This window comes from Pseudomonas sp. WC2401, assembly GCF_041200115.1.
GTDB lineage: Bacteria > Pseudomonadota > Gammaproteobacteria > Pseudomonadales > Pseudomonadaceae > Aquipseudomonas > Aquipseudomonas fragi.
Map to the genome: position 1 here is coordinate 1,389,761 of NZ_CP165623.1, position 19,413 is coordinate 1,409,173.

The following is a 19,413-nucleotide window of genomic DNA, read 5'->3' on the forward strand; positions in this document are numbered from 1 at the left end:
GCGTTTATAAGTTGGTGCAAAACTGGGTACAAGAAGTATTTTTTTGGTGCGCAAAACCCCGATAAATCGGTGCGATTTATATAAATGCACCATTTAAATTCATAACTGCGACATTTTGCGCTGTCGCGGTGCCACATGAATTGATAAAGTTCCGGTCAATCTCCGTTTAACGACAATAAATTTGCCGAGACTTACCATGATCGAATCCGTCGACCAGTTCCTTGCCCGCCTGAAAAAACGTGACCCGGACCAGCCTGAATTCCATCAGGCAGTGGAAGAAGTTCTGCGCAGTCTGTGGCCATTTCTTGAAGCCAATCCCCATTACCTGACTTCAGGCATTCTTGAGCGCATTTGCGAACCTGAGCGTGCGATCGTGTTCCGCGTTTCCTGGGTGGATGACGAAGGCAAGGTGCGGGTCAACCGCGGCTTCCGTATCCAGATGAACAGCGCCATTGGCCCGTACAAGGGCGGCTTGCGTTTCCATCCGTCGGTGAACCTGGGCGTGCTCAAGTTCCTGGCCTTTGAACAAACCTTCAAGAACTCCCTGACCTCGCTGCCTATGGGCGGCGGCAAGGGTGGTTCGGACTTCAACCCCAAGGGCAAGAGCGACGCCGAAGTCATGCGTTTCTGCCAGGCCTTTATGAGCGAGCTGTATCGCCATATCGGTTCGGATGTTGATGTGCCAGCAGGCGACATCGGTGTTGGTGCGCGCGAAATCGGCTTTATGTTTGGCCAGTACAAGCGCCTGAGCAACCAGTTCACCTCCGTACTGACCGGCAAGGGCATGAGCTATGGTGGCAGCCTGATCCGCCCTGAAGCCACCGGCTTTGGCTGTGTGTACTTCGCCCAGGAAATGCTCAAGCGCAGCGGCCAGCGTATCGATGGCAAGCGCGTGGCGATTTCCGGTTCGGGTAACGTGGCGCAATACGCGGCGCGCAAGGTCATGGACCTGGGCGGCAAAGTGATCTCGCTGTCGGACTCCGAAGGCACGCTGTACTGCGAAGCCGGTCTGAGCGAGGAGCAGTGGGAAGCACTGATGGAGCTGAAAAACGTCAAGCGCGGCCGTATCAGCGAGTTGGCAGGGCAATTCGGCGTGGAGTTCCTGGCAGGTCAGCACCCGTGGAACCTGGCATGTGATATCGCTCTGCCATGTGCGACCCAGAATGAGCTGGACGCCGAGGCGGCGCGTACATTGCTGAACAATGGCTGCGTTTGTGTGGCTGAAGGCGCGAACATGCCGACTACCCTGGAAGCGGTCGATGTGTTTATCGAGGCCGGTATTTTGTTCGCACCTGGCAAGGCATCCAACGCCGGTGGCGTGGCGGTCAGCGGGCTGGAAATGTCGCAAAACGCCATGCGCTTGCTGTGGACGGCGGGCGAAGTGGACAGCAAGCTGCACAACATCATGCAGTCGATCCACCATGCCTGCGTGCATTACGGCGAAGAAAACGGCCGGATCAACTATGTAAAAGGCGCGAACATTGCCGGTTTCGTCAAAGTCGCCGACGCGATGCTGGCGCAGGGCGTGGTCTAGGCCCTCCCTCCAACCCCCTCTGTGGGAGCGGGCTTGCTCGCGATGCAAACGACGCGGTGTATCTGCTGCATCACGTCGATCCAATCGCGAGCAAGCCCGCTCCCACATGGGGGGCTGTCTATTTTGCAAGCGCCTGATGCTCCGTCAGTTCCTGTTCGATAAAGGCCGCGATCATGGCGCGGTACACGCTCTCAGTGACGTCCGGGTTGGCGCCCAGCTCATCGGCCAGGCCCCGTACCTTGCCAATCACCTGTTCAACCCGCTGCGGCGCCCTGACCGCATCGCTGTCTTTCTTGAAACGTGCCGCTTGCGATACGTAAGCCCCCCGCTCGGCGATCAAGCCGACAATCTGGCGATCCAGCCCGTCGATTTTCTCGCGCACTTGCCCAAGGGAATCACAGTTAACAGCCATGTCGTAAAACCTCCTTTCAGTAGTGATACCACTTCAGTTCCAGCATCACTTCGTTGATGGGTGAACTCAGTTTGCTGAACTCACGCTGTGCGCTCAGGCGCAGACCCAGATTGCGCGAAACTTCCCATTGCTGATTCAGGCTCAGGCTACGACGGATTTCACCGTTGGTGAAGTAGTCGCCCTTGGCTTCCAGGCTCAGGTTGCCCACCGGGTTACGCCACAGTAGCCCCGTATCAAAGCCGGCAGCAGGGGCCACAAACGCCGCGAAGTCGTTGTTGTGCTCGATGCGCACCGTCCCGAGCGCGAAACCGAGCAGGTTGTCCGCCAATTGCCAGGTGCCACCTGCACCGCCGTTGACATGGCTGACCAGGTTTTCGTCGCCGTGTTTGCCTAGCACCCGCTCCAGCCCGCCGCCCACTTGCCATGACCAGGGTTGCAGCAGGTCATTGCGCGGCGTCAGGGAGCGGATATTGGCCAGGTCCAGTTGTTGCACTTGCCACTGGTTGCCTTCGTACTGGCGCAGCTTGAGTTGCAGGATTTCAATCTGCGCGCCCAGGGGGAAGCCCGGGCCGTTATCGTTGAGGTCGTGGTAGGCCATGCGCAAGCCGTATTCGGCAAAGGCCTTGTCGTCACGGCTACCGACACCCAGTTGCCAGGTGCGCGACTCATGGCCGTTTTCGGGCAGCTCGGGTTTTTCCACCTGCAATTCGGGCGCCGGGTTCTGGTTGATCGCCCGCAACAGTTCAAAGCTGCGCTGTGAGCGCGCGGGGTCACGCTCAAGGCCATTGGCCCGGTAACGCTCAAGCCGGTAGGCGGCGTCGATAATCAGTGCCTGGCGCGCTTTGGGCAGCGCCTTGAATGTCGGGTTTTGCAACTGGGCCTGATCGGCGCTGACCTGCAGTACCCATTGCTGTTCTTCGGGGTCGAGGGCTTTGGCCCGGTCCAGCAATTCACGTTCACGGGACGGGCGGTATTCGATGCTTTCCACCAGCCCGGCTTCCTTGACTGCTTTTACCGTGTCGGTAGGGATTGCGGTCAATGGAAACTGCGTGGTCAGTTGCAGGCCGGGGCGGGCCACTTGCAACAGCTCCAGCAGGCGATAGGAGCAGTTTTCGTCGAAGAAGAAATAGTCGAACTGGATCTGCTTGAGTTCCCACACATGCTCAACCATGCGCTGGGTTTCTTCGGGTGTCAGATTGAGCCGGTATTCCCACAGGTCGCGGTTTTCCAGGCTGCGGTATTCCGAGAGCTTTTCCTGGTAGGGCACCAGCGCGAACAGGCCCGGATAGCCACCGGCCAAGCCCTTCCAGGCATACAGGATGCTGTTGTCGGAACCCTCGATATAGGCGCCGAAGTTGATCGCATAGCTGAGCAGGGCGGTCTTGTTGTGTTGCACGTCGGCCTGGTCGATGCGTAGCAGGGTATGGCCGAACATGGAGGACGGGCTGTTGAGGTAGGCCGCCGGAAAAATCATCACCGTACTGTGTGGTGCAACGTCCTTGAACCACTGCGTGAACTCTGCGCACTCGGCCTTGGGCAGATCGTTCAGGTTCAGTTGGGCCTTGAGCCAGCGGGTGCGGGCCGGGTAGACGCATTGCGGGTGCTTGTCGCCCAGGCTCAAGGGCGCATACAACGCCTCGACGGTAGCGCGCAGTTCGGCATCGGGGTGATGGGCGCCGTCGGGGGCGAGAAAGAATTTGTCGTCGCTGACATAGCTTCGCCAGCCGCTCAGCTTGCCGGCTTCGTAATGCCCCAGTGAGATCCAGAACGGGTCGTTGGCCAACTGCTGCACACGTTGATCGTCGATATGGGGTGCGGCATACAGCGGGGCGCAGGCACAGAGCGCCAGGTAGGCAAGGCGTTTGAGCATGTTCGGCAACTGTTGTCAGACGAAGGGAAGTGAAGCAGGAGAATACCCGCTCCGGGAGGAGCGGGCAGGTCTCATTGACTTACGCCGCGGTGGCGTACTTGGCCAGGCGTGCATCGCCCTTGAGGATGGCCAGGGTGTTGGAGTGAACGTCTTCAGCCGTGACATCGGCCTTGCTGAAGATCTGCTGGAAGTGCTCGTGGGTGACGGCGGCGAAGTGCTCGCGGTCTTCAGGGGCGACGCCCAGGACCACCGCGTAAGTGGTCAGTGCTTCGCCATTGCCTTTGGCCATGTCCTCGGACAGCTCGTTCATCATGCCATTCATGGCAATCCACGATTTGCCGCCGTAGGTCAGGGCGTCCTTGGTGGTACAGCCGTTGGTGCCGGAGGTCATGCCGAAGGTGGCGTTGCCGGACGTGCCGTTGGTGGTGGATGCCAGGAAGTGGGCAGGGGTGCCACGCTGGCCCTCGAACAACATGTTGCCCCAACCGCAGTTCGGGCCGCCCGGTGCCTGGGCCATGGCATTGAGGGAAACAACTGTAAAGAGAGTACCGAGAAGAATCCGTTTCATAAGCTGTGTTCTCTATAGGTGTGCAACCAATGGACAAGGGTTTCTGGCCCTGAAGCGCCAGTACGGGCCAGTTATGCCTTCCAGCCGCGTAACAGCTTGGAGTCTAGGCACGATCGGCAGGTTCCGTGATTTTTTGTAAAACAATCTCTGCCGGAACACATTTCCCCCCCGTAAACACTGGGGGGCGAGTTTTCCCGTGTTGTACGCCTTGCCAGTGATGTACAGCCAGCGCCAGAATGCTGCCATCTGCCCCGCCCGATGTAAGGAAGCCCGATGCCTGATTCTGTTGCCACCAGCTTGCGTCTAGCGCCTGATGCGCTAACCCGTCCTTTTTCTGCTGAACAGTTCAGCTTCTCGAACACCAATGATCTGGAACCTTTCCGCGGCATTCTCGGCCAGGAGCGTGCGGTCGAAGCCTTGCAGTTCGGCGTGGCCATGCCTCGCCCGGGTTACAACGTATTTGTCATGGGCGAGCCGGGTACGGGTCGCTTCTCGTTCGTCAAACGCTACCTCAAGGCCGAAGGCAAGCGCCTGAAGTCGCCGAGCGACTGGGTCTACGTCAACAACTTTGACGAACCGCGCGAGCCCCGCGCCCTGGAATTGCCTTCCAGTAGCGCGGGCGCTTTTATTGGCGATATCAACCATTTGATCGACAACCTGCTGGCAACCTTCCCGGCCGTGTTCGAACACCCGACCTATCAACAGCGCAAAAGCGCAATCGACCGCGGTTTCAATCAGCGTTATGACCGCGCGCTGGATGTGATCGAGCGCCTGGCCCTGGAAAAAGGCGTGGCGTTGTATCGCGACAGCAGCAACGTGGCCTTCACGCCGATGAGCGATGGCAAGGCGCTGGACGAAGCTGAATTCTCGCAATTGCCTGAAGCCGATCGCGAACGCTTCCACGAGGATATTTCCGAACTGGAAGAGCGACTGAACGAAGAGCTGGCCAGCCTGCCGCAGTGGAAGCGCGAGTCGAACAACCAGCTGCGCCAGCTGAATGAAGAAACCATTACCCTGGCCCTGCAGCCATTGCTGTCGCCGCTGTCGCAGAAATACGCCGAAAATGCTGCAGTGTGCGGCTATCTGCAGGCGATGCAGGTGTACCTGCTGAAAACCGTGGTCGAGCAGTTGGTCGACGACAGTAAGACCGACGCCCAGGCGCGCAAGCTGCTCGATGAGCAGTACCTGCCGAGCCTGGTGGTGGGCCAGCCGCTCAGTGGCGGCGCACCGGTGGTGTTCGAGCCGCACCCGACCTACGACAACCTGTTTGGCCGTATCGAATACAGCACTGACCAGGGCGCGCTGTACACCACCTATCGCCAGCTGCGCCCCGGCGCCTTGCACCGTGCCAATGGCGGCTTTCTGATTCTTGAAGCCGAGAAAATGCTCAGCGAGCCATTTGTCTGGGATGCCCTCAAGCGCGCCCTGCAATCGCGCAAGCTGAAAATGGAATCGCCGCTGGGCGAGATGGGCCGCCTGGCCACCGTGACCCTCAACCCGCAGGTTATCCCGCTGCAGGTCAAGGTCATCATCATCGGTGCGCGCCAGCTGTATTACACGTTGCAGGACCTGGATCCGGACTTCCAGGAGATGTTCCGCGTACTGGTGGATTTCGACGAAGATATCCCGATGGTCGACGAGAGCCTGGAGCAGTTCGCCCAATTGCTCACCACCCGCACCTCGGAAGAGGGCATGGCGCCATTGACCGCCGGGGCCGTGGCACGCCTGGCCACCTACAGCGCGCGCCTGGCCGAGCACCAGGGACGTTTGTCGGCGCGTATTGGCGATCTGTTCCAATTGGTCAGCGAGGCGGACTTCATCCGTCACCTGGCGAGCGACGAGATGACCGACGCGGGCCATATCGAGCGTGCCCTCAAGGCCAAGGCCACCCGCACCGGGCGTGTGTCGGCGCGCATCCTCGATGACATGCTGGCGGGGATCATCCTGATCGACACCGATGGCGCGGCCGTGGGCAAGTGCAACGGCCTGACCGTGCTGGAAGTCGGCGACTCGGCGTTTGGCGTGCCGGCACGAATTTCCGCCACGGTGTACCCGGGTGGCAGCGGCATTGTCGATATCGAACGCGAGGTTAATCTGGGCCAGCCGATTCACTCCAAGGGGGTGATGATCCTGACCGGGTACCTGGGCAGCCGTTACGCCCAGGAGTTCCCGCTGGCGATTTCGGCCAGTATCGCGCTGGAACAATCCTACGGTTATGTGGATGGCGACAGTGCGTCGTTGGGTGAGGCTTGTACGCTGATCTCGGCACTGTCCAAAACACCGCTCAAGCAATGTTTTGCCATTACCGGTTCGATCAACCAGTTCGGCGAAGTGCAGGCGGTGGGCGGGGTTAACGAGAAGATCGAAGGCTTCTTCCGCCTTTGCGAAGCGCGTGGGCTGACAGGCGAGCAGGGTGCGATTATCCCGCAGGCCAACGTAGCGACCTTGATGCTCGACGAGAAGGTTCTGCAGGCAGTGCGCGAGGGCAAGTTCCATGTGTACGCGGTACGCCAGGCCGATGAGGCTTTGAGCCTGCTGGTGGGCGAGCCTGCCGGTGAACCGGATGCCGAGGGCCAGTTCCCTGAAGGCAGCGTTAACGCCCGAGTGGTCGAGCGGTTGCGGGTGATTGCTGAAATGATCAACGACGATGATCTCAAGGAAGCCGAAAAGGAGTTGTTGGCGGAAGCCTTGGCCGCAAAAAAACCGGCCTGATCCCTTATAGCGAAACCTGTGGGAGCGGCAAGCGCGCGGATTGTGTGAGCTGGCTTGCCTGCGATGCAGGCAGGCACAGTCTGTCAGGGCCATCGCGGCGTTGGCATCGCGGGCAAGCCCGCTCCCACAGTTTTGCGATGCCAATCGACAAAGCCGTTGGTCATTGGCGACTTTTCATACTCAGAATTTCTTCTATTCTGATGGCATGGACACAACTGTCGTCACTGGATCGATGCAGCCCGTAGTCTGCGGCTGAAGACAGGCTCTACCGAGGGTCGCCGTCATGTCGCGCAACCTTTGCCTTACTCGCCAATGCTTGGGCCTGGTGACCCGTATTGAATGCAGCATTCGACCGCTGGCAGGCAATAACGGGATGTGGACGCTGCTCTTCGCCGCTGGCCTGGCAGGCGAACAACCCTCCACGATCAAGGCGCAGGGCCCTTTCCCCGGGCCGTTCGTGGCCGAAACCATTCTTGAATCCATCGTTGAAAGCCTGACCCTGCATGGCTATCAACTGGCTGACGATCCGCAAATCTGGTGCCTGCATGTGCAAGCCCAGCTGCGTCAGATCAATGGCGGGCGTTGTCAGGCCTTGCGCTAGGCAGTGTTTTAGCGTGGTGTGCTGGCTTCCGGGGCCTTGTCGAGTTTGACTTCAAACCCGTACTCGACAGGGATGAGCGCGGTGCGGGCATAGCTTTCCAGTTGGGTCGGCTGACCATAAAAGTAATGCACGTCGAACACCGGCGCGCCATCGGGCTCGGTGCTGTGGCTGACGGCGGCTACTTCCTTCAGATAATTCCCCGTTTCGTCCTTGGCAAAAAAGCGCCAGGCCTCGGCCGGAAACACTTTTTGATCAACGATCAGGGCATTGCCCTTGAGCTCAAGACCTTTGGGCAGACGGGTGATATCCAGCACCTGCTTGTCGATATCAGCGATAAACAGCGGGATTGAGCCAACCGCATAGGCCGGAGTTTCGGGAAACAGGTTCAGGTCGTAGGTGATAACGCCTGCGTGCGGGTCCACATCGAAGGCTTCGGCAGGCAATTCCAGCGGCTCGCTGCGATTGCCCTTGTCGTCTTCGGCAAAGAAGGTGACCGGCGCGTCAGACTTGTCCGGGAGCGCACCGAGCATTTCGCTGTTGAACGTAGCCGGGTGGCTGAACTCCAGGGACGCGGCGCTGGCATCTTCCACTGACTGGCTGATCACTACGCTCTTTTCCAGTTGCTCGGGTGCCAGCGTGGCGCCTTTTAGCGCGTTGGCGGCCTGATCGTCATACACCACGACGTTGAGCGCCAGGGGCTGGATCTCTTTACCCACTACGTTTTTGTCCAGCATGCGCACCGGCAGGTCGAGGGCCTTGCGGGTGACGATAGCGCTTGAGAAATCGAGCACATTGATATCGACATTGGCCACCGTGCCGTTGAAGAACACCTTGCTGTAGTGGTGCGGGTGCAGCTGGTCGAAGGCCTTCTGCTCGTTATCCAGTTGCTGCTCGAACGCGTCACTCCAGGCGGTTTGCTTGAGCATCTCGGCCAGTTGTTGCTGATAAAACGCCAGTTGCTCGGCATTTTCGTTGATCGATCCCGAACGTGTAAGGAACTGCCCGCTTGCGTCGCGGGCCTGGATGATCAGCGGATTGAGCGGGGTGTCGCGCACTTGCTCGGCCAGGGGAGCGCTGTTGACGATGTCCACCTCGGCAAAGTTCTTGCCCAGTGCCAGCAGGGTGACGCTGATTGTGCCGTCGGTCCGGGTTTTACCCACGTCCTTGGCCGTGAGGTTGAAGTTGACCACTTTGCCCGGCGCGATGACTTCGACCTTACCGTGCAGGGTCATGGGCTGGGGCTGTTGCGTATTGGCGGTTTCAATCCCGTCGATATAGGGGTAAGTGACAGTCAGGTCGTCGGGGTTGCTCAGGTTGGCGCTGGAGGGGCTTAGCTGGATACCCGGGTCGCTTTCGGACCACTCCGGCTGGAAGGGCACCACTTGTTTGTTGCTCAGGGTCACCGACTGCCATTCCAGGGCATGGGGGAACGGGAACTCGGCAGCACTGTTGAGCGGAAACGGGAATACCGGTTCCAGGTCCGTCAGGTAATCGGAGCTTGAGGCCTTGCGCAGTACAAACAAGCCGTTGATATAGGTATCGGTCAGCGCCTGGCTGCTGGGGTAGTGCTTGAGCAATGCCAGGTCATCGGCGCCGTATTCGGTCTCGATTGGCTTGTCCTGCAGTTTGAGGCGCGCACGTTCGAGCAACAGCAGGGACCCGCCGAGGTCGGCCACAGCATCTTTGAGTTGCTGATCCTTGATGCCGTCCAGGCTCTGTTCGAACGCTGCACTGCGCTGCTCCAGGCTGGCCTGCTGGTGTTCGTCGTCAGGAGAACAGCCGCCGACCGCGAGCAATGCCATCGAGAACCCAAAACAAGCCAAGGGGAATCGCAGATCCATGGTTCGGTTTTCCTGTCCGTAAACAATGCTGAGGGTGTGGACACTAGCAGAAAATGTTTTTACAGGCTGTTTCCAGCCCTTTAACACGGTGCTTTTCTCACTGATATACTCGCGCCCATTTTGTTACGTCCTGTGAGATTCAATGGAACGCTTTATCGAAAATGCAATGTACGCCTCGCGCTGGATTTTGGCGCCAATTTACTTCGGGCTTTCGCTGGGCCTGCTGGCTTTGGCGTTGAAGTTCTTCCAGGAAGTGTTTCATGTAATCCCCAACGTGTTTGCGCTAACTGAGTCGGATTTGATCCTGGTCATCCTGTCGCTGATCGACATGGCGCTGGTGGGCGGTTTGCTGGTGATGGTGATGATTTCCGGCTACGAGAATTTTGTCTCGCAACTGGATATCGACGAGCACAAGGAGAAGCTCAGCTGGCTGGGCACGATGGACTCCACCTCGTTGAAAATGAAAGTCGCGGCATCGATCGTGGCGATCTCATCGATCCATCTGCTGCGGGTATTTATGGATGCACGCAATATCGAGACCGAGTACCTGATGTGGTATGTGATCATTCACATGACCTTTGTGGTTTCGGCGTTTGCGATGGGCTACCTGGACAAATTGACCAAACACTAAGGGCTGCCCGCAGGTTGCGCACCAACCCGGGCTGCGAAGGCTTTGGGGGCTGTGGTAGTCTGCTGGCCCTTTTTTGGTTCGGGGTGTTCGCCAGCCGCGGCTAGCGCGGTTTTTCCGGGCACCCCCCACAGCGGAGCAGTGTTATGTCCGAAGTAAATCTGTCGACCGACGAAACTCGCGTCAGCTACGGCATTGGCCGTCAGCTGGGTGACCAGCTGCGCGACAACCCGCCACCTGGCATCAGCCTGGACGCCATCCTGGCTGGCCTGACTGACGCTTACGCGGGCAAGGAAAGCCGTGTAGGTCAGGAAGAAATGTCGGCAAGCTTCAAGGTGATCCGCGAGATCATGCAAGCTGAAGCAGCTGCCAAGGCAGAAGCTGCAGCAGGCGAAGGCAAGGCTTTCCTGGCTGAAAACGCCAAGAAAGACGGCATCACCACCCTGGCTTCCGGCTTGCAATTCGAAGTTGTGACTGCCGGTGAAGGCGCCAAGCCATCGCGTGAAGACACCGTGCGTGTTCACTACCACGGTACCCTGATCGACGGCACTGTATTTGACAGCTCCTACGATCGTGGTCAGCCAGCTGAATTCCCGGTTGGCGGCGTGATCGCCGGCTGGACTGAAGCCCTGCAACTGATGAACGCCGGCAGCAAATGGCGCATCTATGTGCCGAGCGAACTGGCTTACGGCGCCCAAGGCGTTGGCAGCATTGCTCCGCACAGCGTGCTGGTATTCGACGTTGAGCTGCTGGACGTTCTGTAAGAACCCCGGGGTTTGACGTTGGCTGCGGGTTTGCTGGCAAACCCGCAGCTACATCGGCGCCGTCATATTTGTAGCTTGGCGTGGTGCGGGTGAGTGTCAGTTGTACCGCACGGGCGCAATGCCCGGGCATAGCAGAACAGGAACAGATTGCGTACCAGTTCCTTGAGCACTACCGGCTCGCTTGAGTTGAGCCCGGTGAAATCCAGGTCGCCCTGATCCTGCAGCTCGTTGAGTGCTTCTTCTTCCAGTACCGCACAGACTTCCCCGGTTTCCCGATGCAGGATTCGCAGGTATGGGTGTGGACGGTCCAGCCAGGCATCAATTAAATAAGTCATGGTCGTCATCTCCTTGATGAATACCAATGAGAATAATTCTTATTCAATTAATAGCAAGTGCCTATTGGCGGATTTCTGATCTTTCTGCGTTAGAACTGCTGCGGATCAAAGTGGCTGGCTTTTTGATATTGCTTGGCGGGGAGGGTGAAGCACCTTCCTGCGCAGGGCGCAGAAAGGCATGCAGCAGAATCAGACTTTACGCACGAACTCGGACTTGAGCTTCATCGGGCCGATGCCGTCGATCTTGCAGTCGATATCGTGGTCGCCGTCGCACAGGCGGATGTTCTTGACCTTGGTGCCCACTTTGACCACCAGGGAAGTCCCCTTGATTTTCAGGTCCTTGATCACGGTGATGGTGTCACCGTCGGTCAGCACAGTGCCTGCGGAGTCCTTGTAGACTTTTTCATCGCTGGCTTCTTCAGCTACGCCATTGGCGGACCACTCATGGGCGCATTCCGGGCAGATCAGCTGGGCGCCGTCTTCGTAGGTGTATTCGGAATTGCATTTTGGGCAGGGTGGCAACGTGCTCACTAAAGCTCCTTAAGAATCAGGCTGGCTAAAAGGCGCGCATTATATAGGGTTTTAGTGCGGGGCGGGGGATGGCAGGGCAGATTGAACGTGTGGGAGCGGGCTTGCCCGCGATTGGAGCGCCGCGGTGTAGCAGATACACCGCGGTGCTTGCATCGCGAGCAAGCCCGCTCCCACAGGTAGTCAGTGTGTACGTGCTACCGCAAATTCGCTCAATTCGACCAGCGCATCGCGGTATTCGCTTGGCGGCAGGGCTTCGAGGCATACAATCGCACGGGCCACATAGTCGCGGGCCAGTTGTGCGGTGTATTCCAGTGAGCCGGAGGCCTCGACAGCCGCGCGGATGCTTTCCAGGTCTTCGATGCCGCCTTTCTGGATGGCCTTGCGCACCAGGGCTGCCTGTTCAGGCGTGCCTTCGCGCATGGTGTAGATCAGCGGCAGGGTCGGCTTGCCTTCGGCCAGATCGTCACCGACGTTCTTGCCCAGGGTTTCAGCATCGCCGCGGTAGTCGAGCAGGTCGTCCACCAGCTGGAACGCCACCCCCAGGTGATCGCCGAAGGTGCGCAGGGCTTCGCTCTGCTCGGGCGTGGCGCCTGCCAGCGCCGCAGCACTGTGGGTCGAAGCCTCGAACAGCATCGCGGTTTTGCCGCGGATGACTTCCATGTAGGTTTCTTCGGTGGTGCTGGCGTCGCGCACCTTGGACAGCTGCAACACTTCGCCTTCAGCAATGATGCGGGTGGCTTGCGACAGGATTTTCATCACTGGCATCGAGCCAAGCTCAACCATCATCTCGAAGGAGCGCGAGTACAGGAAGTCGCCGACCAATACGCTGGGGGCATTGCCCCAGGTGGCGTTGGCGGTCTTGCGGCCACGGCGCATGCCCGACATGTCGACCACGTCGTCGTGCAGCAGGGTCGCGGTATGCAGGAACTCGATGGTTGCGGCCAGCAGGCGCAAGTCGTCGCCTTCGCGACCCAGGGCCTTGCCACACAGCAACACTAATAAAGGACGCAGGCGCTTACCGCCGGCCGAAGTAATGTAGTCGCCGATTTTTGAGACCAGCGGTACGCGTGAAGTCAGCTGCTTCTTGATGATGCCATCGACGGCGCTAAAATCGTCCGCCACCGCGCGGTAGAAAGCTTGGGGTTGCATCAGCGACAGGTGCTCCAGAAGGGTTGCGCGGCATGCTAGGTCGGGGGGCTGGGCCTGTCAAGGCGGATGGACGGCCCCTTGCAAGCCTGACTTGGCTTGCGTACAATCGCGCACCCTGAACTTCCTGGGCAGCACCTGCCTTACGCAATTGCATCTGGGCCGTTCCAGCCCCATGCAGCCATGCCAGCCAATACCTTTACCTATAAAGCGCTGGGTGAGCAGGATTATCGGAGAAATACCATGTCGTACGCAGTAATCGTTACTGGTGGCAAGCAATACAAAGTAGCTCCAGGTGAATACCTGAAGATCGAAAAACTGGAAATCGCTACCGGCGAATCCGTAACTTTTGATCGCGTTCTGTTGGTCGCCAATGGCGACGACGTTAACATCGGCGCTCCAGTTGTACCTGGCGCCACTGTTGTGGCTGAAGTGATCTCCCAAGGTCGTCACGATAAAGTCCGCATCATCAAGTTCCGTCGTCGTAAGCACCACATGAAGCGTATGGGCCACCGCCAGTGGTACACCGAGATCAAAATCACCGGTATTCAGGCTTAATTTCAGCCTAATTCCTCACTAGGAGAATTGACTCATGGCACACAAAAAAGCTGGTGGTAGTACCCGTAACGGTCGCGACTCAGAAGCCAAACGCCTTGGCGTGAAGATGTATGGCGGCCAGGCTATCATTCCGGGCAACATCATCGTGCGTCAGCGCGGCACCCAATTCCACGCTGGCTACGGCGTTGGTATGGGCAAAGATCACACCCTGTTCGCGAAAGTGGAAGGCGTGATCAAGTTCCAGGTTAAAGGCGCCTTCGGTCGTCGCTATGTAAGCATCGTTCCGAAGACTGCAGTCGTCGCGGCGTAATAGCTTGGTAGCTGGAAGAGCCCTGTCTTGCGACGGGGCTTTTTCGTTTGTGGGGTGAGTCTCTTGCAAAACTGTTTGTATGGGCTGCTGGCGCTGGATTTAACGGTCGTTGATTGAGGTCGCTGCGCTCATTTTTGCAAGAGTCTTATGTCTTGGTTTTTAACGGCTCGTCCTAATGACGAGAGGCGCGTTTTGATATGAAGTTTGTTGATGAAGTATCGATCAAAGTAAAAGCAGGCGACGGTGGTAACGGTTGCATGAGTTTCCGTCGTGAGAAATTCATCGAGAACGGTGGCCCAAACGGTGGTGATGGTGGTGATGGCGGCTCGATCTACATGATCGCCGACGAAAACCTCAACACCCTGGTTGACTACCGTTATACCCGTCACTTCGATGCCCAGCGTGGCTCGAACGGCGGCAGTACGGATTGCACCGGTCGCAAGGGTGAAGACCTGGAGCTGCGTGTTCCGGTCGGTACCACGGTGATCGACGCTGGCACCCAGGAAATCATCGGTGACCTGACCAAGGCCGGCCAGCGTTTGCTGGTGGTGCATGGTGGCTGGCACGGGCTGGGCAACACCCGTTTCAAATCCAGTACCAACCGTGCGCCACGCCAGACCACGCCGGGCAAGCCGGGTGAGCAGCGTGACCTGAAACTGGAATTGAAGGTGCTGGCTGACGTTGGCCTGCTGGGCTTGCCGAACGCCGGTAAAAGTACCTTTATCCGTTCGGTGTCTGCAGCCAAGCCGAAAGTGGCGGACTATCCGTTTACTACCCTGGTGCCAAACCTGGGTGTGGTCAGCGTGGATCGCTGGAAGAGCTTTGTGATCGCCGATATTCCTGGCTTGATCGAAGGGGCTTCCGATGGCGCGGGCCTGGGCATTCGCTTCCTCAAGCACCTGGCGCGTACCCGCCTGTTGTTGCACCTCGTCGACATGGCGCCGGTGGAAGGTACTGAAAGTGCTGCTGATACCGCTGAAGTCATCGTCAATGAGCTGACCAAGTTCAGCCCTTCGTTGGCTGAGCGTGATCGCTGGCTGGTGCTGAACAAGTGCGATTCGCTGCCTGAAGACGAGCACGATGCTCGCGTCAAGGAAGTGGTTGATCGTCTTGAGTGGACCGGCCCGGTGTATGTAATCTCGGCGATTGCCAAGATCGGTACCGACAAGCTCTGCCATGACATCATGCGTTATCTTGAGGATCGTGCTGATCGTCTGGCTGCCGACCCTGCTTACAAGCAAGAGTTGGCCGAGCTGGATCAGCGCATCGAAGATGAAGCCCGTGCGCAGTTGCAGGCCCTGGATGACAAGCGTGCCCTGCGCCGCAGCGGCGTGAAGAGCGTCCATGACATCGGTGAAGATGACTGGGACGAAGAAGATGTAGATGATGAAGATGGTCCGGAAATCATTTACGTCCGCGACTGATTCGTTGCAGTAAACTACAGCGCCGCTCAATGAGCGGCGTTTTAGCATCTACGAATTGGTAATCATAAATAATTCCATGGCAGCGCTCGGTCGCGCTGCTCTCAGGCATAGGTTGGATGAAGATGCGGAGCAAGGTGACGGGTGCGCAGCGCTGGGTTGTCAAGATCGGCAGCGCGTTGCTGACAGCGGATGGCAAAGGCCTGGATCGCGCAGCGATGGGCGTTTGGGTGGAGCAGATGGTGGCGTTGCACGAGGCTGGCGTTGAGCTGGTGCTGGTGTCTTCGGGTGCTGTGGCGGCCGGCATGAGCCGTTTGGGCTGGACGGTGCGACCGAGTGCCATGCACGAGCTGCAAGCGGCTGCGGCCATTGGCCAGATGGGCCTGGTACAGGCCTGGGAGTCGAGCTTTGCCGAGCACTCCCGGCATACCGCGCAAATCCTGCTGACCCATGATGACCTGTCTGATCGCAAGCGTTACCTCAATGCTCGCAGCACGTTGCGTGCGCTGGTGGAGCTGGGTGTGATCCCGGTCATCAACGAAAATGACACGGTGGTCACCGACGAAATCCGTTTTGGTGACAACGATACGCTGGCAGCGCTGGTGGCCAATCTGGTCGAGGCTGATCTGCTGGTGATCCTGACCGATCGCGACGGCATGTTTGACGCTGATCCGCGTAATAACCCTGATGCCAGGATGATCTACGAAGCTCGTGCCGATGACCCGGCGCTGGACGCTGTGGCGGGCGGTACCGGTGGCGCGCTGGGGCGTGGTGGCATGCAGACCAAGCTGCGTGCGGCGCGGCTGGCGGCGCGTTCCGGGGCGCACACGATCATCGTGGGTGGGCGTCTGGAGCGGGTGCTGGATCGTCTAAAGGCGGGCGAGCGCCTGGGCACCTTGCTGTCCCCTGAGCGTGGTCTGTTGGCTGCACGCAAACAGTGGCTGGCCGGGCATTTGCAAACCCGTGGCACGCTGGTGCTGGATGAGGGGGCTGTAGCGGCTTTGTCCAAGGGCAATAAAAGCCTGCTGCCGGTTGGGGTCAAGGCGGTGCAGGGCGGTTTCCGTCGTGGCGAGATGGTGGTGTGTGTGGCGCCGGACGGGCGGGAAATTGCCCGTGGCCTGGCCAACTACAGTGCTGCTGAAGCGCAAAAAATCATCGGGCAGCCGTCGGATGCGATTGTCGCTGTGCTGGGGTATATGGCGGAGCCTGAATTGGTGCACCGCGATAACCTGATTCTGGTTTGATTTTGAGGTGTGATATGCGCTTGATTGGCGGTTTGTTGGGGTTGATGCTGGCAATGCCGTTGCTGGCGTCGGCTGAAGAGATTGGTTCGGTATCGACGGTTTTCAAATTTGTCGGGCCCAATGACCGCATTGTGGTCGAAGCATTTGATGATCCGAAGGTGGGCGGTGTGACCTGCTACCTGTCCCGCGCCAAGACGGGCGGCATGAAGGGTGGTCTGGGGCTGGCCGAGGATCGTGCCGAAGCGTCGATTGCGTGTCGTCAGACCGGGCCGATCAGCTTCAAGGGCGACCTGAAGGATGGTGATGAGGTGTTCAAGGAGCGCACTTCGCTGGTGTTCAAGACCATGCAGGTGGTGCGTTTTCTCGATAAAAAGCGCAATACGCTGGTGTATCTGGTGTACAGCGACCGCTTGATCGAAGGCAGTCCGCAGAATGCCGTAACGGCAATCCCGATTTTGCCGTGGCCACACGAGTAGCGTTGTTCAAGAAAAGCCGCGCTTGTCGCGGCTTTTTTTTGCCGATTTTTATTCCGGATCTGTAGCAGCTGCCGAAGGAGCGAGGCTGCGTTCGGCGGCGAAGCCGTCGTAAAACCGGGTTTTGCTGTGTGTCAGACAAGCTTGGGTTTGAATATTTGCGGTCGCTGCGCAACCGAACGCAGCCTCGTTCCTTCGGCAGCTGCTACAAGGGTGTCGCTTAAATCGCAGGCAATAAAAAACCGACCCTAAGGTCGGTTTTTTAACAAGCTTGTCGCTTAAGCGGCAGTCGCAAGGTTCAACGCCTTGACGTGGCCATTCAGGCGGCTCTTATGGCGAGCAGCTTTGTTCTTGTGGATGATGCCTTTATCGGCCATACGGTCGATAACAGGTACAGCCAGAACATAAGCAGCTTGCGCTTTAGCAGCGTCTTTTGCGTCGATGGCTTTAACTACATTCTTGATGTAGGTACGAACCATGGAACGCAGGCTGGCGTTGTGGCTGCGACGCTTCTCAGCCTGTTTTGCACGTTTTTTGGCGGAAGGTGTGTTGGCCACCGTCGAGCTCCTCGAAAGACTTTTGGGAAATAACAAACAAAATAGGCCGCGAATCATGCCGATGACGAGAACTCTTGTCAAGGGCGTTTGATGCGATCCGCTGAGTGGTGGATCGAGGCAGACGGGATATTTATTTCCGGCGCTTGACCTGTAAACTCGCGAGCTTGGCTCTGTGCTGTTGCGGCGCGCAGTATCGCATAAGTGGGCGCTTTGTTCGCCAGCTCTTTCTCTAATAGGCAAAAACTCTTTCAATGAATTTGCTCAAGTCGTTGGCTGCCGTCAGCTCAATCACCATGATTTCCAGGGTTCTGGGCTTCATTCGCGACACCATTATTGCGCGTGCCTTCGGTGCCGGAATGGCCACGGATGCGTTCTTTATTGCCTTCAAGCTGCCCAATCTGCTGCGCAGGATCTTCGCCGAGGGGGCTTTCTCCCAGGCATTTGTGCCCATTCTGGCCGAATACAAAAGCCAGCAAGGTGAGGAGGCGACCCGTACTTTCGTTGCTTATGTCGCCGGGCTTTTGACCCTGGTGCTGGCCATTGTCACCGTGCTGGGCATGGTGGCGGCCCCCTGGGTTATCTGGGCAACGGCTCCAGGGTTCGCCACGACTCCGGAAAAATTCGAGCTGACCAGCGACATGCTGCGGGTCACTTTCCCTTATATATTGCTGATCTCGCTGTCATCCCTGGCCGGGGCGATCCTCAATACCTGGAACCGTTTTGCCGTACCTGCCTTTGTGCCGACCTTGCTGAACGTCAGCATGATTGTGTTTGCATTGTTCCTTACGCCGTATTTCGATCCTCCGGTCATGGCCCTGGGCTGGGCCGTGCTGGTGGGGGGGCTGGCGCAGTTGCTGTTCCAGCTGCCGCATCTGAAAAAAATCGGCATGCTGGTATTGCCGCGCCTCAATCTGCGCGATACCGGTGTGTGGCGCGTGATGAAGCAGATGTTGCCGGCCATTCTGGGTGTGTCGGTCAGTCAGATTTCGCTGATCATCAATACGATTTTTGCTTCTTTCCTTGTCGCCGGTTCGGTGTCATGGATGTACTACGCGGACCGCCTGATGGAGTTGCCGTCGGGGGTTCTAGGGGTGGCGCTGGGCACGATCCTGCTGCCAACCCTGTCCAAGACCTACGCCAATAAAGACCGCCAGGAATATTCGCGGATTCTCGACTGGGGCCTGCGCCTGTGTTTTGTGCTGGTGCTGCCATGCTCGCTGGCGCTGGCCATTTTGTCCGAGCCGCTGACGGTTTCACTGTTTCAGTACGGCCAGTTCACGGCGCTGGATGCGGCCATGACCCAGCGAGCATTGATCGCTTATTCGCTGGGGCTGCTGGGGATCATCATTATCAAGGTGCTGGCCCCAGGCTTTTATGCACAGCAAAATATTCGCACCCCGGTCAAGATCGCGGTATTCACCCTGGTAGTGACGCAGTTGCTAAACCTGGTGTTTATTGTGCCGTTGCAGCATGCGGGCCTGGCACTGGCCATCAGCGTGGGCGCCTGTATCAATGCCGGGTTGCTGTTCTGGCAGTTGCGTCGGCAAAAACTGTTTGTCGCCCAGCCAGGCTGGACTAAATACCTGTTCAAGCTGGTACTGGCCGTGGCCGTGATGTCAGCGGTATTGCTGGGCTTGATGCAGGTGATGCCGGCCTGGGATCACGGCAATATGCTGGAGCGCTTTATTCGCCTGGGCGGCTTGGTTGTCGCGGGCGTGCTGGCGTATTTCGGCATGCTGCTGTTGCTGGGCCTGCGTTTGAAAGATTTCGCGCGCAAGTCACTTATGTAGGCTAATGACGGGTCAGACGTCGATTTTGTCGAAATGACCTGATTTGCCTTGCGCTGTTGCCTGTCGTACTGGGCTGGGTGTGGTTATAATCGACCACTTTATGAGCAAGAAGCGCGTT

At 58.2% G+C, this 19,413-nt stretch carries 19 protein-coding genes; 11 read left to right on the forward strand and 8 right to left on the reverse strand.

Features of this window, described 5'->3' with window-relative positions:
- Window positions 1–196 precede the first annotated feature (196 nt).
- On the forward strand, window positions 197–1,534 hold the full coding sequence (gene gdhA, locus AB3G35_RS06335) for an NADP-specific glutamate dehydrogenase (RefSeq protein WP_106116373.1): 1,338 nt from the start codon (window positions 197–199) through the stop codon (window positions 1,532–1,534).
- A gap of 118 nt (window positions 1,535–1,652) precedes the next feature.
- Here the strand turns inward: gdhA and AB3G35_RS06340 are convergent, their stop codons facing one another.
- The 3 genes from AB3G35_RS06340 to AB3G35_RS06350 all read right to left on the reverse strand — a co-directional run bounded on the left by AB3G35_RS06340 (window position 1,653) and on the right by AB3G35_RS06350 (window position 4,384).
- The gene (locus AB3G35_RS06340; RefSeq protein WP_134049251.1) at window positions 1,653–1,946 is read right to left on the reverse strand and encodes a chorismate mutase; all 294 of its coding nucleotides are present in this window, start codon (window positions 1,944–1,946) and stop codon (window positions 1,653–1,655) included.
- A 16-nt stretch (window positions 1,947–1,962) separates the two neighbouring features.
- Complete coding sequence (locus AB3G35_RS06345) at window positions 1,963–3,816, reverse strand: DUF4105 domain-containing protein (protein WP_134049253.1); 1,854 nt, start codon at window positions 3,814–3,816, stop codon at window positions 1,963–1,965.
- A gap of 79 nt (window positions 3,817–3,895) precedes the next feature.
- Complete coding sequence (locus AB3G35_RS06350; protein WP_029611228.1) at window positions 3,896–4,384, reverse strand: DUF3015 domain-containing protein; 489 nt, start codon at window positions 4,382–4,384, stop codon at window positions 3,896–3,898.
- A gap of 273 nt (window positions 4,385–4,657) precedes the next feature.
- Here AB3G35_RS06350 and AB3G35_RS06355 point away from each other — a divergent pair, with 273 nt between their 5' ends.
- A complete protein-coding gene (locus tag AB3G35_RS06355; RefSeq protein WP_083369769.1) occupies window positions 4,658–7,096 on the forward strand; it encodes a Lon protease family protein in 2,439 nt (812 codons plus the stop codon).
- 283 nt (window positions 7,097–7,379) lie between these two features.
- A complete protein-coding gene (locus tag AB3G35_RS06360; RefSeq protein WP_016779410.1) occupies window positions 7,380–7,697 on the forward strand; it encodes a hypothetical protein in 318 nt (105 codons plus the stop codon).
- A gap of 8 nt (window positions 7,698–7,705) precedes the next feature.
- Here the strand turns inward: AB3G35_RS06360 and AB3G35_RS06365 are convergent, their stop codons facing one another.
- Entirely contained in the window at window positions 7,706–9,538 is a 1,833-nt protein-coding gene (locus AB3G35_RS06365; RefSeq protein ID WP_369782390.1) for a hypothetical protein, read from the reverse strand.
- Window positions 9,539–9,680: 142 nt separating this feature from the next.
- Between AB3G35_RS06365 and AB3G35_RS06370 the strand changes: the two genes are divergently transcribed.
- Both AB3G35_RS06370 and AB3G35_RS06375 read left to right on the forward strand, forming a co-directional pair.
- Window positions 9,681–10,169, forward strand: coding sequence for a TIGR00645 family protein (locus AB3G35_RS06370; RefSeq protein ID WP_016779412.1), 489 nt, complete (start codon window positions 9,681–9,683; stop codon window positions 10,167–10,169).
- A 143-nt stretch (window positions 10,170–10,312) separates the two neighbouring features.
- A complete protein-coding gene (locus tag AB3G35_RS06375) occupies window positions 10,313–10,930 on the forward strand; it encodes an FKBP-type peptidyl-prolyl cis-trans isomerase (protein WP_016779413.1) in 618 nt (205 codons plus the stop codon).
- Window positions 10,931–10,992: 62 nt separating this feature from the next.
- Here the strand turns inward: AB3G35_RS06375 and AB3G35_RS06380 are convergent, their stop codons facing one another.
- The 3 genes from AB3G35_RS06380 to AB3G35_RS06390 all read right to left on the reverse strand — a co-directional run bounded on the left by AB3G35_RS06380 (window position 10,993) and on the right by AB3G35_RS06390 (window position 12,945).
- On the reverse strand, window positions 10,993–11,265 hold the full coding sequence (locus AB3G35_RS06380; RefSeq protein WP_083369770.1) for a hypothetical protein: 273 nt from the start codon (window positions 11,263–11,265) through the stop codon (window positions 10,993–10,995).
- Window positions 11,266–11,454: 189 nt separating this feature from the next.
- Window positions 11,455–11,796 carry a zinc ribbon domain-containing protein YjdM gene (locus AB3G35_RS06385; protein ID WP_016779415.1) on the reverse strand — a complete coding sequence of 114 codons (342 nt, stop codon included), beginning with the start codon at window positions 11,794–11,796 and terminating at the stop codon, window positions 11,455–11,457.
- 180 nt (window positions 11,797–11,976) lie between these two features.
- Window positions 11,977–12,945, reverse strand: a complete 969-nt coding sequence (locus tag AB3G35_RS06390; RefSeq protein WP_016779416.1) for a polyprenyl synthetase family protein — start codon at window positions 12,943–12,945, stop codon at window positions 11,977–11,979.
- A gap of 240 nt (window positions 12,946–13,185) precedes the next feature.
- Here AB3G35_RS06390 and rplU point away from each other — a divergent pair, with 240 nt between their 5' ends.
- From rplU to AB3G35_RS06415, 5 genes are all read left to right on the forward strand, one after another.
- Window positions 13,186–13,500, forward strand: coding sequence for a 50S ribosomal protein L21 (gene rplU, locus AB3G35_RS06395; protein ID WP_007901869.1), 315 nt, complete (start codon window positions 13,186–13,188; stop codon window positions 13,498–13,500).
- Window positions 13,501–13,534: 34 nt separating this feature from the next.
- Window positions 13,535–13,810 (forward strand): 50S ribosomal protein L27, encoded by a 276-nt coding sequence (gene rpmA, locus AB3G35_RS06400; protein ID WP_003443913.1) that lies wholly within the window; start codon window positions 13,535–13,537, stop codon window positions 13,808–13,810.
- A 197-nt stretch (window positions 13,811–14,007) separates the two neighbouring features.
- Window positions 14,008–15,234 carry an Obg family GTPase CgtA gene (cgtA, locus tag AB3G35_RS06405; RefSeq protein ID WP_016779417.1) on the forward strand — a complete coding sequence of 409 codons (1,227 nt, stop codon included), beginning with the start codon at window positions 14,008–14,010 and terminating at the stop codon, window positions 15,232–15,234.
- 122 nt (window positions 15,235–15,356) lie between these two features.
- Window positions 15,357–16,475 (forward strand): glutamate 5-kinase, encoded by a 1,119-nt coding sequence (proB, locus tag AB3G35_RS06410; protein ID WP_369782728.1) that lies wholly within the window; start codon window positions 15,357–15,359, stop codon window positions 16,473–16,475.
- Window positions 16,476–16,489: 14 nt separating this feature from the next.
- Window positions 16,490–16,951 (forward strand): CreA family protein, encoded by a 462-nt coding sequence (locus AB3G35_RS06415; protein WP_369782391.1) that lies wholly within the window; start codon window positions 16,490–16,492, stop codon window positions 16,949–16,951.
- A gap of 275 nt (window positions 16,952–17,226) precedes the next feature.
- Here the strand turns inward: AB3G35_RS06415 and rpsT are convergent, their stop codons facing one another.
- Window positions 17,227–17,505: a 30S ribosomal protein S20 gene (rpsT, locus tag AB3G35_RS06420; RefSeq protein WP_003443902.1), complete on the reverse strand. Its 279-nt coding sequence runs from the start codon at window positions 17,503–17,505 to the stop codon at window positions 17,227–17,229.
- 251 nt (window positions 17,506–17,756) lie between these two features.
- Between rpsT and murJ the strand changes: the two genes are divergently transcribed.
- Window positions 17,757–19,295: a murein biosynthesis integral membrane protein MurJ gene (murJ, locus tag AB3G35_RS06425; protein ID WP_016779420.1), complete on the forward strand. Its 1,539-nt coding sequence runs from the start codon at window positions 17,757–17,759 to the stop codon at window positions 19,293–19,295.
- Window positions 19,296–19,413 lie beyond the last annotated feature (118 nt).